Genomic DNA, 14,122 nt, shown 5'->3' with positions numbered 1-14,122 from the left:
GAAGAGCCGTCGCCCTTATGCAATCCATTCGCACGACACTCGTTCGCATGAAGTCCTCAGTCATCCCCCAAGTCCGCGTCGAACTTGAATTGCGCGAGCAGTTGGACGCCGTGCTGCGTGAGCACGAGACCCTGTCGGAGTTCGTGACCGACGCGGTGCGGCGGGCCGTGGAACAGCGGCGTGTGGAAGCCGACTTTCAAGCCCGCGGCGAGGCGGCATGGACGCGGTTTCAGCAGGACGGGGTGGCCGCACCCGCCGATGAGGTGATTGAACGCCTGCAACGCAAGCTGGACGCCAAACGCAAGCAGCCGCGCTCGGCATGAATTTCAAGGTGCGCTTTGCGCCCGAGCCGGAACAGGATCTTGAGCGACTGTTCGCTCCACCAGCGGTGAACTGATCGTGCCGGCCGGCTCAACCGGGTATGTGGCCTTTTATGAGATCGACGGCGCTGCCAGCGTGCTGGTGCTTGCGGTACGGCACCAGTTGGAGAGTGACTACCACTGACTTCCGGTGGGTGGGCAGGTTGAACGTGTCCGAGGCGGCGCTCGAACTGACCCGGGAAGAGGTCTGAGGCCCTTTGAAGGTGAACGTGCTGGTCCCCGCGCCTCAGATCCGCCGCAAGCGCCGCCTTGCCGCCCGCGCCGTCGGCACCCAGGCCAGCGTGGCCCAGCGCCGCCACATCAAAAGCCCACGCAGCCACTCGTCCGCCGCGTAGGCGATCCACACCCCCACCAGGCCGAAGCCCAGCTGCAGGCCCAGCAGCCAGCTGCCGCCGGCCAGCACCAGGGCCATTGAGACGGCGCCCACGGCCACCGGGTACTTGGCGTCGCCGGCCGCGCGCAGGGCGTTGATGACGACGAGGTTGAAGGTGCGGCCTGGCTCCAGCAGCACCGTCCACCACAGCAGGGTCAGGGCCAGGGCAGTGATCTGTTCATCCCGCGTGAAGGCCGCTAGCAGCCAGGGCCCGGCCAGCGCGGCCGCACCGGCCACGGCCACGGCGCTGGCCAGACCCAGGGCCAGCGAGCGGCGCAGCAGGCGATTGGCTTCGCGCAGCTTGCCAGCGCCGATCAGATGGCCGATCAGGATCTCCATGGAGAGACCAATGGCCAGCCCGCCCAGCAGGATGAAGTGCATCAGCTGCATCACATAGGCATGCACCGCCAGCGCCTGGCTGCCGAGCTGGGCGGTGACGGCCACGCTGACCATGAAGGCCAGGCGCCAGGCGATGTTCTCGGCCGCGCCCGGCAGGCCGATGTGCAGCATGGCCGCCACCTCGGGCTTGCGCCACTGCCACCAGTCGGCCACGCGCGGGCGCAGGTCCAGGCGCTGGGCCCACAGCAGGCTGTGCAGCAGCAGGGCCAGAAAGCGGCTGGCAATGAGCGCCCAGGCAAAGCCCACCAGGCCGTAGGCCGGCATCCAGACCAGGGCCAGGCCGAGCTGCAGCACGTTCATCACGATCAGCACCGCCAGGCTTTCGCGCGCGCGCAGATGCGCACGCATCACGCTGCCCATGCTGGCGTTCCAGGCGTCCAGCAGCAGGCCCGGGGCCAGCCATTGCAGAAAGGGCAGGGCCAGCGGCAGCAGCTCGGCCGGGGCCTGCAGCAGGCCCAGCAGCGGGCGCGCACCCGCCCAGGCGGCGAGCGCGCAGCCCAGGCCGATCCAGCTGCTGGCGCCGAGCGCGGCACGCGCCAACGCGTCGGCCGCCCCTCGCTGGCCGCTGCCCAGGGCCTGAGTGATGACCACGCCGATGCCCGCGCCGATGACGCGGAACACGATGAACAGCGTGGCCTGCAGTTGGTTGGTGAGCGCGAAGGCGCCGGCGGCGCCATCGCTCACGCGCGCGGCCAGGGCCGTGGCCACCAGGCCCACCGCCATGCCCAGCGCCAGTTCCAGGAAGAGCGGCCAGAGCAGGGGCCAGAGCTTGGGGGTGGCGCGCGACATGGGCCGGCGATTGTGCGGGCGCGAGCTGTAACGCAGCCGTAACTCCAGGGCCAGAATCAACGGCCCCAAAAAAAACAACGAAGGCCCGCGCTAGCGGGCCTTCGTCTCGTCAGATCACCTGCCGATCAGCGCTTGGCTCGGCGGCCCAGAGCCCCGCCCGCCAGCAGACCAAGGGCTGCCAGCGCCAGACCCGTGGGCTCAGGAACCTGGTTGCCTGCGTCGCGGAAGGCCACTTCCCCGATTGCACAGGCCTGGAAGCTGCCCGGGTTGGATTGCGGGCAATTCGACATGTCCATGCGGACGAAGCGCACCGAAGTGGCACCGAAGCCAAACACCTGCGCGGGGTAGGCAGCCAAGGGATAGTCCACCGGGATGATGCCCATCGACAGATTGAAGAAGTTCACGCCATCCGTGGAACCCAGCAGGTCCAAGGCGCCGAAGCCCGAGGACTCTTCCACCCAGACGGCCATGGCGTTCAGGTTGTAGCTGGCGCCCAGGTCATATGTGACGCTGGCGCTGGTGCTGCCCTGGTTGCTGAACCACTCAAAGCCACCGAAGTTCGTCGTGTGCATCGGGTTGCCCGCGATGTAGGTGTCAAAGTCGGTCACACCGTTGACATACCCGCCCGACAAGCCGGCTTGGTTATAAGTCTCGACCAGCGTGCCAAAACCAGGACCGCCGGAGTTGATGACCCCACCCACGGCACTGCGAACCACGCCAGCCTGAGCACCAAGGCTCGCTGCTGCCAAGCTCACCACTGCCAGCGCCGTTTTGATTTTTCGCATGATTGACCTCCAGGTAAATGTGAAAGGTCATAAGCAGCTTCTGTGCCGACACAAGAAAATCGTTTGACATTAGTCCTTTAGCACCTCGGCAGAGTCGGCATGCCAAGCCTTTTGTCAAGGAAGGCGACAACCCGCCGAGCGTAGTTGGCCAACCCTTCTGCAAGCCGGGGTGTACAAACCCACTCCCAGGCCAAACAGGGCCGAAGAAGAGTCATCAGCCATGCAGGGAGACCCGAAGCGCCGCCGCGCCATTGCCGCTTTGGCCGCAGGCTATCTGTGCTTCGGCCTGGCCTGGATCCTGCTGTCGGACGCGCTGCTGGCGCTGATGCTGCTGCCCGAGCAGATGCAGCGCCTCTCCACCGTCAAAGGCGTGCTTTTCGTGCTGCTGACGACAGGCTTCTGGACCTGGGCGCTGCACCACATCGGCACGCTGACGCCCGACCCGATGCCGCGCCAGCTGACGCGCCGCGAGGGCCTGGCGCCGCCCTGGCTGGCCCTGCTGGCCGCGCTGCTGCTGCCGCTGCTGGCGCTGCTGTTGCGCCTGCAGCTGGCCCCGCTGGCCGAGGGGCGGCCGGTGTTCCTGCTCTTCATGCTGCCGATCGTGCTGGCCGCGCTGCTGGGCGGGCTGACGGCCGGCCTGCTGGCCACCACGCTCTCGGGCCTGCTGACCGCGCTGTGGACGCCGGAGCTGCGCTGGTCGCCGTTCGGCTGGAGCGGGCTGGACAGCTTTCTGTGGGTGCTGATGCTGAGCACGGGCGTGGTCATCAGCCTGCTCAGCGCGGTGCTGCTGCGCAGCCTGCGGCGCGAGCGCCGCCACCGCCTGCTGATCGACGCCGTCATCGACGGCAGCCCGGACGCCATCTGGGTGCGCGACCCGCAGGGCCAGGTGCTGCTGGCCAACCAGGTGGCGCAGCAGCAGCAGGGCGTGCTGGAGGGGCCGCTGAGCCCGCTGGAACAGGCCACGCTGGGCGATGGCCATGTGCACAACGTCGCGGCCACGCGGCGCCTGCGCGACGGCCCGCTGCACCACCTGCTGCTGACCGTGGGGCCGGTGCCCGACGCGCAGGGCGGGCGGCAAGGCGTGTTCTCCATCGCCCGCGACGTGACCGAGCTGCGCGACAGCCTGGCCGTGCTCTCGCGCAGCCAGCTGGCCCTGGCCGAGGCGCAGCAGCTGGCGCATATGGGCAGCTGGGAGATCGAGCTGCCCGAGGGCCAGCCGCAGACCAGCGCCGAGCTGCGCCGCCTGCTCGGCCTGCCCGAGGGCCAGCTGCTGCACAGCCTGAGCGAGCTGGCGCGCTGCTTCGAGCCCAGCGAGGAGTTCGAGGCGGCGCTGGAGCGCGCGCTGGCGATCGGCGAGCCCTACCAGGGCGACCTGCAGCTGCGGCGCCCGGACGGCAGCCGCGCCTGGGTGACGGCTCGCCTGCGCGTGGACCTGAATGCCGCCGGCCGGCCCGCGCGCCTGAGCGGGGCGCTGCAGGACATCAGCGCGCGCAAGCGTGCCGAGCTGGCGCTGGCCGAGCGCGAGCAGCAGCTGCGCCGCGTGCTGGCCGGCTCCGACCAGGGCTACTGGGACTGGGACCTGGTGAGCGACCGCCTGCAGGTCAGCGAGAACCTGGAGCGCCTGCTCGGCTACCCCGAGGGCCAGCTGCACCAGCGCGGCACGCGCTGGGACGACTTCGTCCACCCCGAGGACCTGCCCTTGGCGCTGGCCGCGGTGGAGCGCCACAAGAGCGGCGCCACCCCGCACTACCAGGCCGAGCTGCGCTGCCAGACGGCGGACGGGCGCTGGCGCCGCCTGTCGGTGCGCGGCCGCGTGCTGGAGCGCGACGCCCAGGGCCAGGCCCTGAGCATGGCCGGCACGTTCAACGACATCACCGAACGCCACGAGCTGCAGCTGGCCCTGCGCGAGGCGCAGACCGTGTTTGACCGCAGCGACGAGGGCATCATGTTCTGCGATGCCGAGCTGCGCATCACCAAGATCAACCCGGCGCTGTGCGCCATCACCGGCTACAGCCCGTCCGAGGTGATCGGCCAGACGCCGCGCCTGTTCTCCTCCGGCCGCCACGACGCCGCCTTCTACGCCGGCATGTGGGCCAGCCTGAAGCAGCATGGCCGCTGGCGCGGCGAGATCTGGAACCAGCGCAAGAACGGCGAGGTGTACGCCGAGATCCTCTCCATCTCGGTGGTGCGCGACGCCGAGGGCGCGGTGCTGCACTACATCGCCGTGTTCACCGATGTCAGCCTGCTCAAGCGCCACGAGGAAGAGCTGGAGCGCATGCTCCATTACGACCCGCTGACCGGCGTGGCCAACCGCCGCCTGCTCACCGACCGCCTGCAGCAGGCGCTGGCGCGCGCGCGCCGCAGCGGCAAGCCGCTGGCCGTGGGCCTGCTCGACCTGGACGGCTTCCGCCAGGCCAACGAACAGCATGGCGAGGACGCCGGCAACCGCCTGCTGGTGGGCGTGGCCCAGCACCTGCAGGCCGTGCTGCGTGCCGACGACACCCTGGCCCGCCTGGGGGGCGACGAGTTCGTTCTGCTGCTCACCGAGCTGCACTCCACGCAGGAATGCCTGCAGGTGCTGGACCGCGTGCTGGCCGCCGCCCGCCTGCCGGTGGCGCTGAGCGCGGGTTTGAGCCCGGCCCTGAGCGCCAGCGTCGGCGTGACCCTGTTCCCTGACGACGAGGTCGATGCCGACACCCTGCTGCGTCACGCCGATCAGGCGATGTTCCAGGCCAAGGATGCCGGACGCGACCGCTACCAGCTCTTCGACCCCGAGGCCGAGCGCCGCGCCCAGGCGCAGCGCAGCGAGCTGCAGCGCCTGCAGCAGGCCTATGAGGCCGGCGAGTTCGTGCTGTTCTACCAACCCAAGGTCGAGCTCGCCGAGGGCCGCCTGACCGGGGCCGAGGCCCTGATCCGCTGGCAGCACCCGGAACGCGGCCTGCTGCCGCCGGGCGAGTTCCTGCCCTACCTGCCCGGCAGCGCGCTGGAGCTGCTGCTCGGCCAATGGGTGCTGGAGCAGGCCTGGGACCAGGCGGCGCGCTGGCACGCGCAGGGCCAGGCCCTGTGCATGGGCGTCAACATCAGCGCCCAAGAGCTGCTGGCGCCTGGCTTTGCCGAACGCCTGGCCGCCACGCTGGCGCGCCACCCCGGCGTGCCACCGGCCCTGCTGGAGCTGGAGGTGCTGGAGTCCGCCGCCATCGGCGACATGACCCAGGCGGTGGCCGTGATGCGCGAGTGCCGAACCTTGGGCGTGCGTTTCGCGCTCGACGACTTCGGCACCGGTTACTCCTCGCTCAGCTACCTGCGCCAGCTGCCGGTGGACGTGATCAAGGTCGACCAGAGCTTCATCCGCAACATGCTGGCGAGCCCAAGCGATCTGGAGATCGTCGTCGGCGTCATCGGCCTGGCCCGCGCTTTCCACCTGGAGGCGGTGGCCGAGGGCGTCGAGACCCTAGAGCATGCCCAGGCTCTGCGCCGCATGGGCTGCCAGCTGGCGCAGGGCTACGGCATCGCCCGGCCACTGCCGCTGGCCTCGTTCGAGGCCTGGCGCGGGCAGTGGCAGGGGCTGCCTGGCGCAGACTGAGCGCGCCACAATCACCGCCATGCATCCCACCCTCGCCTTCATTGGCGGCGGCAACATGGCCAGCGCCATCCTCGGCGGCCTGCGCCGTGCCGGCCGCCCCGCCGACGCCTTCCTGGTTGTCGAACCGTTCGAGGCCCAGCGCCAACGCCTGGCGGCCGAGTACGGCGTTCAGGCCCAAGCCCATGCGGACGAGCGCCTCAGCCAGGCCGCGCTGGTGGTCTGGGCCGTCAAGCCCCAGCTGTTCGGCGAGGCCGCCACGCCCGCGGCCGCCTGGCTGGGCCAGGCCCTGCACCTCTCCGTGATGGCCGGCGTGCGCAGCGACACGATCGCCGACGTTTGCAGCACGCAGCGCGTGGTGCGCGCCATGCCCAACACGCCGGCGCTGATCGGCCAGGGCATTGCCGGCCTGTATGCCCGCGAGGCCGTGACCGAGCTGGACCGCGCCGAGATCGAGGCCGTGCTGGCGCCCACCGGCCGCACGCTCTGGGTGGAGCGCGAGGACGATCTGGACGCCGTGACCGCGCTCTCGGGTTCGGGCCCGGCCTACTTCTTCTACGTCGTCGAAGCCATGATCCAGGCCGGCCTGGACCTGGGCCTGCACGAGGCCCAGGCGCGCGAGCTGGCGCTGGCCACCTGCGGCGGCGCGGCCGCGCTGGCGCTGCAATCGGACGAGGCCGTCGCCACGCTGCGCGAGCGCGTCACCAGCAAGGGCGGCACCACCTACGCCGCGCTGGAGAGCCTGCGCGCCGATGGCGTGGGCGAAGCGCTGCAGCGCGCCGTGCGTGCCGCGGCACTGCGCGCCGCCGAGCTCGGCAAAACCTGATTCGCACGCCTTGGGCATCGCATCCCGGATGAGCCTGCGCGCCTGGCTGCGCGCCCCCGGCTCCTTGTCCGCCCGCCTGGCCCGCCATGGCCGCTTCGAGGTGCAGCTGCTGCGGCAGGCCACCGCCAAGCTGCGCGCGCCCGAGCGCCAGCAACTCGGCCGGCCGCGGCGCGGCTGCACGCTGGTGCGCGAGGTGGTGTTGCACGTCAACGGCGAGCCGCTGGTGTGGGCGCGCTCCAGCTTGCACAAAAGCACGCTCGCCGGCCCCTGGCAGGCGCTCAAGGGCCTGGGTCGGCGACCGCTGGCCGAGCTGCTCTACCAGGACCGGCGCGTGCAGCGCAGCACCCTGCAACCCAAGCGGTTGATGGCGCAAGGCCCGACGCGCCGCCACATGCAGCAGCAATGGCGGCAGGCCACCGGCGAAGCGGCGCCGGCCGGCATGCTGTGGGCACGCCACTCGGTGTTCAAGCGCAAGGGCGCGCTCTTGCGCATCCTGGAACTCTTCCACCCGCGCGTGGCCGAACTGGCGCCCTACCCAGGCACGCGCCGGCCCACGCTCAAGACCCTGGCCTGCGCGCCGGCCGGGCGGCTGCACCATCCGCAGTGGGGGCCAGCAAGGGCGCCTCGCTGAGCGGCCATTTCCTCCGTCCCAGAACCCGCTACCAGCCATCTCCTGGAAACCAGAATGAAGATTGCATTACTTGATGCCCTGGATCCAGAGCTCTTCGATAGCCTGGTCTCCGGCGGTCGCTCGCACAACCATGAGCACCTGGGCCCCGAGAACGCCCTGCCCTTGGCCGATGCTCGACCCTGAAAGCTGCACCTCCCGAATTAACTAGAGACACGCCGGCACACCCCCAAGGACGCCAAGCGAGACACGACACCTCGATTCATAAGCCATGCAAAAACACGCCGCACAAAGGCTTTCCGCTCTGCTGGTGATACTGGGAATCGGCCAAGCCCTTCGGGCCATCCTTACCGGCCTTCCCCTCCTGCCCGCCATGTTGTGGCCGGCCATGTTTGTGGCATTGGGGCTGAGCTCGATCTTCGGAAGTCGCCCGGCAGCCAAAGCACTTGGGTACATGCTGGCTGTGGGCGCAGCTTTGAACCTGCTTGCACTGCTTGCTGGTCCCGTACCCCTCCTGGGACTGATAGTTTCGGTGGTCTGGAGCCTGTGCGCCTTGTACACGGCTCGCTTCCTCTTCAGGGTGACAGCTCAGATCTCGGAGACCGATCCAGGTAGCCCGTCATGAACTTCGCTTTGCTTGAGCCAAAGAACCGCGAGAACCTGGCCACCGTCATCCGCAGCGGTCAGAACTTCGGGGTTCAGGCGGTGTTCGTGATCGGCGGCTTCATCCGCGACAGCTACAAAGGCAGCATCCACAAGTTCAGCCATCAGATGAACACGCAGGATGGGCTCGCCCATCTGACGCTAATGTACTTCGAGACCTTGCCGGACTTTCTCAAGCATCTGCCGGCCCAGACCACTCTGGTGCTGGTGGAGACGCTGGAGGGTGCCACCGAGTTGCCCGACTTCGTGCATCCCGGGAACGCGACCTACTTGCTGGGGCGCGAGGCCAAGGGCGTCCTGAAGAGCGAGGTGGACCTGATCCGGGCCCATATTGAACAACTCTCGGACGGCGTGCCGCCCGAGCACCGGGCCACGCATCGCAAGACGGCACGCATGGACTGCGTTCGCATCAGCACGCCGGCATCGCTGAATCTCGGCGTCTGCGCCTCCATCGTGATGTACGACCGGCAGGCCAAGGAGCGCGCTGGTCGCACCAACGCTTGACTTGCTGCAGATGCAGCGATGCTGCCTAAAGTGCCGGCCAAGTCCTGCCCGTTCGCGATGCCATGCGTACCTTCCTCCTTGCCCTTGCCCTTGTCGTCGGTCAGCTCGGCAACACTGTGGCGCAGACGCCGCTTGCCCGCGACATCCGCCCCATCGTCATCCACAGCCCCGGCCCGGCCTGGGTGGCCGGCCGCTCGCCCTTCGAGCAACCCGGCATCCAGGCCCATATCGCCCATTACCGCCAATGGCAGCAGCAGGGCAAGCTGGTGCTGGGTGGCCCCTTCATGGACGGCGGCGCGGGCGGGATGATGCTGCCCGAGGCTGGCATCTCGCTCGACGAGGTGGAGGCCTTTGCCAAGGCTGACCCGGCGGTGCAGTCGGGTCTGCTGAAGGTCGAAGTGAGGCCCTGGCTGATCGGCATGCGCAAGGCCCCCACCCCATGAAGCTGCTGGTCACCGGCCTCAATGGCTCCCTGGCCCCGCAACTGGCGCGCGCTGCCGCGACCGTCGGGCACGAAATCTTGGGTTGGGATCGCAAACGCCTGCCGCCCGATGACGCCGCCGCCGGCCAGGCCTGGCTGGAGGCGCAGCGGCCCGATGCCATCGCCCATCTGGCGATGGGCAGCGAGGCCTGGGCGCGCAGCTGGCCGCACACGCGGCGCGCCAGGCCCTGCCCTTTGTCTTCACCAGCACCGCAATGGTGTTCCACCACGAGCCCGACGGCCCGCACGCCGTGGACGCGCCGCGCAATGCGCAAGATGACTACGGCCGCTACAAGATCCGCTGCGAGGACGCGGTGCGGCACGCCCACGCAGGCGCGATGGTGGCGCGCATCGGCTGGCAGATCGACCCCGCGCAGCCCGGCAACAACATGCTGATGGCGCGGGACGACTGGCAGGCGCGCGAGGGCTGCGTGGCCGCCAGCACGGCCTGGACGTCGGCCTGCTCCTTCATGGCCGACACCGCAGCGGCCCTGCTGACGTTGCTGCGCGCGCCCGAGCCGGGCGTGCACCACCTGGACAGCAATGCCGACGAGGCCTTTTCCTTTGCGCAGATCGTGGCCGCGCTGAAGGCGCGGTTCGAACGCGAGCATTGGCAGATCCGCGAGCACGCCGACTACCGCCACGACCAGCGCCTGCTGGGCGGCGGCGCGCGCATGGCCGCGCTCTCCAGCCGCCTGGCGCTGCCGAAATAGGGCGTGCGCCCGCGGGGCGTCCGTCCCACAATCGTCCGCCTCCAAGGGGCCCGCCGCAGGCTGTCCACATCTGACCCTGTCCTTCAATGGACAGCGCAGGAGGTGGTTCAAGAAGTTCGGACGAACACTCGCTCTCTCTGCCCTGCTGGCCCTGGCGGCCAGCCTGCCCGCAGCGGCGCAGACCAAGCCCTACAACGAAGGCTCGGTCTGGGGCATCAGCCTCATCAAGGTCAAACCCGGCATGCAGGACATCTACCTGCGCGACCTCGGCGTGGCGCGCAAGAAGCTGATGGAAGAGGCCAAGAAGCAGGGCCTGATCCTGTCCGAAAAGATCCTGATCGGCCATGCCTCGGATCGCGAGGATTGGGACCTGATGCTGATGGTCGAGTTCAAGAACTGGGCCGCCTTCGACGGTTTGACCGACAAGTTCGATGCACTGTCGCTGAAGATGGTCGGCACCGAGGAAAAGCAAGTGCAGATGATGGTCAAGCGCACCGAGACGCGCGAGATCCTAGGCAACAAGACGATGCAGGAGATCACGCTGAAGTAGGGTCTACAGCAGCCCGGCCAGCTCGCGCTCCGACTCCGCGAGCTGCGCCAGCAGCCAGGTGTGCAGGGCCTGCACCTCGGGCCGCTCCCAGGTCGGGGCACTGGCGACCAGCCAGTACTGACGCGGCGACGGCACCTGCAGGGTGTGCAGGGGCAGCAGGCGCCCGTCGCGCAGCCGGTCCAGCACCAGCAGACCGCGCGCCAGCGCGATGCCCAGTCCGCTCTCGGCCGCCTGCAGCAGCAGGCCGGCGTCGTTGAAGCTGGCCACCGGCTCGGGCAGTGGCTCCAGCACGCCGGCCGGCTGCATCCACAGCGTCCAGCTGGCGGTGCCCTCCAGCATCGGAAAGCGCAGCAGATCGGCGGGCGCCAGGCCGCGCAGCGCGGCCGCCAAGCTGGGGCTGGCCACCGGCACCAGGCACTCGAAGCCAAGCGACTGGGCCACGGCCCCTTCCCAGGGCTGCTGGCCATATCGGATCGCCACATCGACCCCCGGGCCCAGCACCTCCGCGACGGTTTGGCGCGCGTCGATGGCCAGGCGCCAGCCCGGGTGGGCGCGCTGCCAGCGCGACAGACGTGGCAGCAGCCAGCACTGCGCAACGCTCGGCAGCATGGAAAGCCGCAGCACGCGCTGCGGCGCCTGACCGAGTGCGCGCGCCTCGCGTTCGCCAGCCTCCAGCAGCGCCAAGGCCTGCTGCACGCGGCTCAGCAAGGCGGTGCCGGCGGCGTTCAGGCGCAAGCCGCGGCCGACGCGGTCGAACAGCGGCAGGCCCAGGCGGTCTTCCAGCAGGCGAATCTGCTGGCTCACGGCGCCATGGGTCAGGTTGAGCTGCTCGGCGGCGGCGCGCAGGTTCTGAGTCTGCGCCGCTTGGCGGAAGGCGCGCAGGGTCTGGAGGGGCAACATGGTTAGCAATGCTATCCAGTGGCGCCAGGATTCATCGCTGGATTGGAGCGCCCCTGCTGCCTAGGATCGCGCCACTCCCTGCCCCCGACCGCCATGTTCAGCCTTCACCACCCCCTGATGCCGACACGCCGCCAGTTGGCCCTGTTTCTCGGGGCCAGCACGCTCTCCAACCTGGAGCCGGCAAATGCAACAGCCCCCTCCACGGACTGGAAGGAGCACGCGACCGAGACCCCGGACGGTCCGCTGGCCTATGCCCGCGCCGGCCAGGGTCCGCTGCTGGTGCTGCTGCCCGGCGGCCCCGGCGGGAGCGGATGGGCCCTGCGCCATTGGTCAGCACCGCTCACAGATCACTTCACCGTGGTGGTGCTGGACAACATCGGCCGCGGCCGCAGCGGGCGCTTGGCCGACCCGCGCCGCTACACGCTGGCTCGCGACGTCGAGGACCTCGAGCGCCTGCGCCAGCACCTCGGCCAGGAGCGCCTATGCGTGTACGGCCACAGCTACGGCGGCCTGCTGGCCCAGGCCTGGGGCGCGGCGCACCCACAGCGCGTGCGGGGGCTGATCCTGGGCAACACCCTGCACGGCGCGCGCGCCTGGCAGGAGCAATTGGAGCGCTGCAAGGCGCAGGTGCGCTTCCAGCACCCTGCCGTGTGGGCGCAATGGCGGGCGGATCGGGCGCGCGGTCTGCGCTCGGACCGCGACGCCTTCGACGACCTGCTCGGCCCCTGCCTGGACACGCTGTACTGGCACAACCCCGAGCACGCAGGGCGCAGGCCCCCCGTCGGTCCACCACCCAGCCCGCAGCCGGAGCGCGACCGGCTGAACCGTGCGGTCTATCGGGTCATGCTGGGCGACGACCCCGAGTGGCAGGTGGGCGGCACGCTGGCGGGCGTGGAGATGCTGCCGCAGCTGCCGCGCATACAGGCGCCGGCCCTGGTGCTGAGCGGACGGGCGGATCGCATCTGCCCGCCGTCCGCAGCGCTGGAAATGGCCGCCGCGCTACCCTATGCGCAGCAGCATGTGTTCGAGCACAGCGGCCACCGCCCCTTCATCGAAGAGCCTGCGGCCTGGGCAGCGCGGGTGAGCCGCTTCGTCGGGAGCCTGAGCTGAATCTGCTCTGGGGCGCCGAATTCATCCCTTGGGCGAAAGGCAGCGGTTGGATGCTGTGCGGAGTCAACGTCAGCAGCGTCGCCCCCTATCCAGGCCCGGTGCCTCAGCCCGCCTGGTTTTTCCAGAGCCGGCGCAGCACCTCGATATGCGCATCGCCAGCCGGTACGAAACGCTGGGGGTGTTCGCAGCGATACAGCCCCTGCGCACCGGGCTCCAGGCGGAGCAGCCACAGGCCTTTCTGGCCGGGCTGGAAGACGAGGTCGCTGCTGGAGCGCGGTGCCTGCGCGGAGCGGCTGCGCACCAGCGCCAGCCGCAAGCCGGGCGGCCCTTTCCAGACTTCGCTGAACTGGAGCACACCCAGATCCAGCGGTGCCGCCTGCGGCCCGGTCTGCAACTGGGTTTGGCCCAGCCACATGCCGAAGCCGATCAGGTCGGAGTCGCGCAGCAACTCGGCATCACGCAGCGGTGCCCACATGGCGTGTGCCTGGGAACTGGCCGCGGCCACCACGCCCAGCAGGGCGCGGCGCCGCAGGCCTCGCTTCACAGCTTGCGCGCGGCGCGCGTGCGGCTCAGGCCGGCGACGCACAGGCCCAGGGCCAGCAGCAGGGCCGGGCTGGGTTCGGGCACGTTGTGCGTCACGGCGCGGCCGTAGATGAACTGCGCACCCGCGATGTCATCGGCCTGCACGCCGGCGAAGGCCTCGGTGTAGAAGGGGTTCATCAACGAACCCGGCACCGCCGTGTGATCAAGGCCGATGGCGTGGCCGATCTCATGCGCCAGCACTTGGAAGATGTCAAAGCCTGCGCCGCCGAAGCCGATCTTCCAGGCTTCGGCCGAGTCGAAGTGGATGTCACCTGCTGCGGAGCCTCCGTTGGCAGGCGGGTAGTAGCCGTGCGCCAGGGTGCCGAAGACCCCGTCCATGGTGTGCGCGCCCAGACGGATGTCAGCACCGGCGCCAGCGGCATTGAAGGCCAGCCCGCTGTCCGCCACCTGCACGAAGGTGATGTCAGCCACCGACGACCAAGCGCTGAAAGCGTTCTGCACTTGGGTCAGCCAACCCGGCAGGCCAGCGAACAGGGTGGCGAAGGAGGTGTTGGTACAGCCAGAGAACTCATCGGCGCAAGACACGCCGTCGGCCACGAAGCTGTAGGTCACCGTGGCGCCGGTGCCCATCACCGGTGAGCCCCATTTGCCAGGGGTAGTGGACCCCACCACAAAGGCCTGTGCGGCTAGAGGCAGGCTCAGGGCCAGGGTGGCACAAAGGCGGGTCAGGGTGGTGCGCATGGGCTTCTCGCAGGTTGGATCCAGATGGTGACGCTCCATGCATGGACCGCGCCAGATCGCAAAAATGCGTGCAGCGGCTTGCCCTTCTTGGGGTCAGCTGGGTTCGGAATGGGGATACCTGTCAAGCAGGCCGACACGCTGCGGCCCGCAACGACTG

The 14,122-nt window shown here is 69.5% G+C and carries 16 protein-coding genes and 1 pseudogene; 12 read left to right on the top strand and 5 right to left on the bottom strand.

Translation table 11 applies throughout. The features are described from left to right. The first annotated feature begins 17 nt into the window (after positions 1–17). Positions 18–323, top strand: a complete 306-nt coding sequence (locus ACE3QP_RS01310) for a YlcI/YnfO family protein (protein ID WP_374432934.1) — start codon at positions 18–20, stop codon at positions 321–323. A gap of 283 nt (positions 324–606) precedes the next feature. Here the strand turns inward: ACE3QP_RS01310 and ACE3QP_RS01305 are convergent, their stop codons facing one another. Then, on the bottom strand, positions 607–1,941 hold the full coding sequence (locus ACE3QP_RS01305; protein WP_374432932.1) for an MATE family efflux transporter: 1,335 nt from the start codon (positions 1,939–1,941) through the stop codon (positions 607–609). Between the two features lie 125 nt (positions 1,942–2,066). Beyond that, positions 2,067–2,726, bottom strand: a complete 660-nt coding sequence (locus tag ACE3QP_RS01300) for a hypothetical protein (RefSeq protein ID WP_374432931.1) — start codon at positions 2,724–2,726, stop codon at positions 2,067–2,069. A gap of 220 nt (positions 2,727–2,946) precedes the next feature. On the opposite strand from ACE3QP_RS01300, the gene ACE3QP_RS01295 reads away from it, so the two are divergent. From ACE3QP_RS01295 to ACE3QP_RS01250, 10 genes and pseudogenes are all read left to right on the top strand, one after another. Then, a complete protein-coding gene (locus tag ACE3QP_RS01295) occupies positions 2,947–6,309 on the top strand; it encodes an EAL domain-containing protein (protein WP_374432929.1) in 3,363 nt (1,120 codons plus the stop codon). 19 nt (positions 6,310–6,328) lie between these two features. Further along, positions 6,329–7,132, top strand: a complete 804-nt coding sequence (proC, locus tag ACE3QP_RS01290; RefSeq protein WP_374432927.1) for a pyrroline-5-carboxylate reductase — start codon at positions 6,329–6,331, stop codon at positions 7,130–7,132. A 10-nt stretch (positions 7,133–7,142) separates the two neighbouring features. Continuing rightward, entirely contained in the window at positions 7,143–7,763 is a 621-nt protein-coding gene (locus ACE3QP_RS01285; protein ID WP_374432926.1) for a chorismate lyase, read from the top strand. A gap of 54 nt (positions 7,764–7,817) precedes the next feature. Beyond that, positions 7,818–7,946, top strand: coding sequence for a hypothetical protein (locus tag ACE3QP_RS01280; protein WP_374432925.1), 129 nt, complete (start codon positions 7,818–7,820; stop codon positions 7,944–7,946). Positions 7,947–8,031: 85 nt separating this feature from the next. After that, complete coding sequence (locus tag ACE3QP_RS01275) at positions 8,032–8,385, top strand: hypothetical protein (RefSeq protein ID WP_374432923.1); 354 nt, start codon at positions 8,032–8,034, stop codon at positions 8,383–8,385. Further along, positions 8,382–8,927 (top strand): TrmH family RNA methyltransferase, encoded by a 546-nt coding sequence (locus tag ACE3QP_RS01270; protein ID WP_374432921.1) that lies wholly within the window; start codon positions 8,382–8,384, stop codon positions 8,925–8,927. Before ACE3QP_RS01275 ends, ACE3QP_RS01270 begins: the two co-directional genes overlap by 4 nt. Positions 8,928–8,989: 62 nt before the next feature. After that, positions 8,990–9,370 carry a YciI family protein gene (locus ACE3QP_RS01265; protein ID WP_374432920.1) on the top strand — a complete coding sequence of 127 codons (381 nt, stop codon included), beginning with the start codon at positions 8,990–8,992 and terminating at the stop codon, positions 9,368–9,370. Continuing rightward, a pseudogene (locus ACE3QP_RS01260) lies at positions 9,367–9,561 on the top strand (sugar nucleotide-binding protein); the annotation flags it as partial. The gene ACE3QP_RS01265 and the pseudogene ACE3QP_RS01260, both read left to right, overlap by 4 nt. Continuing rightward, positions 9,501–10,121: a sugar nucleotide-binding protein gene (locus tag ACE3QP_RS01255; protein WP_374433173.1), complete on the top strand. Its 621-nt coding sequence runs from the start codon at positions 9,501–9,503 to the stop codon at positions 10,119–10,121. The pseudogene ACE3QP_RS01260 and the gene ACE3QP_RS01255, both read left to right, overlap by 61 nt. 241 nt (positions 10,122–10,362) lie before the next feature. Further along, on the top strand, positions 10,363–10,671 hold the full coding sequence (locus ACE3QP_RS01250) for a hypothetical protein (RefSeq protein ID WP_374432918.1): 309 nt from the start codon (positions 10,363–10,365) through the stop codon (positions 10,669–10,671). Between the two features lie 3 nt (positions 10,672–10,674). On the opposite strand, the gene ACE3QP_RS01245 is transcribed toward ACE3QP_RS01250, so the two are convergent. Further along, the gene (locus tag ACE3QP_RS01245; RefSeq protein ID WP_374432916.1) at positions 10,675–11,571 is read right to left on the bottom strand and encodes a LysR substrate-binding domain-containing protein; all 897 of its coding nucleotides are present in this window, start codon (positions 11,569–11,571) and stop codon (positions 10,675–10,677) included. A 93-nt stretch (positions 11,572–11,664) separates the two neighbouring features. Between ACE3QP_RS01245 and ACE3QP_RS01240 the strand changes: the two genes are divergently transcribed. Then, complete coding sequence (locus ACE3QP_RS01240) at positions 11,665–12,681, top strand: alpha/beta fold hydrolase (protein ID WP_374432915.1); 1,017 nt, start codon at positions 11,665–11,667, stop codon at positions 12,679–12,681. 103 nt (positions 12,682–12,784) lie between these two features. Here the strand turns inward: ACE3QP_RS01240 and ACE3QP_RS01235 are convergent, their stop codons facing one another. Beyond that, the gene (locus tag ACE3QP_RS01235; protein ID WP_374432913.1) at positions 12,785–13,225 is read right to left on the bottom strand and encodes a hypothetical protein; all 441 of its coding nucleotides are present in this window, start codon (positions 13,223–13,225) and stop codon (positions 12,785–12,787) included. Continuing rightward, positions 13,222–13,965, bottom strand: coding sequence for a matrixin family metalloprotease (locus ACE3QP_RS01230; RefSeq protein WP_374432911.1), 744 nt, complete (start codon positions 13,963–13,965; stop codon positions 13,222–13,224). Before ACE3QP_RS01230 ends, ACE3QP_RS01235 begins: the two co-directional genes overlap by 4 nt. Positions 13,966–14,122: the final 157 nt, after the last annotated feature.

Source organism: Inhella sp. (assembly GCF_041912635.1).
In the GTDB taxonomy this organism is placed as follows: Bacteria; Pseudomonadota; Gammaproteobacteria; order Burkholderiales; family Burkholderiaceae_C; genus Inhella.
The sequence above is the reverse complement of the archived record's forward strand: the minus strand, read 5'-3'. Positions and strand labels throughout refer to the sequence as shown.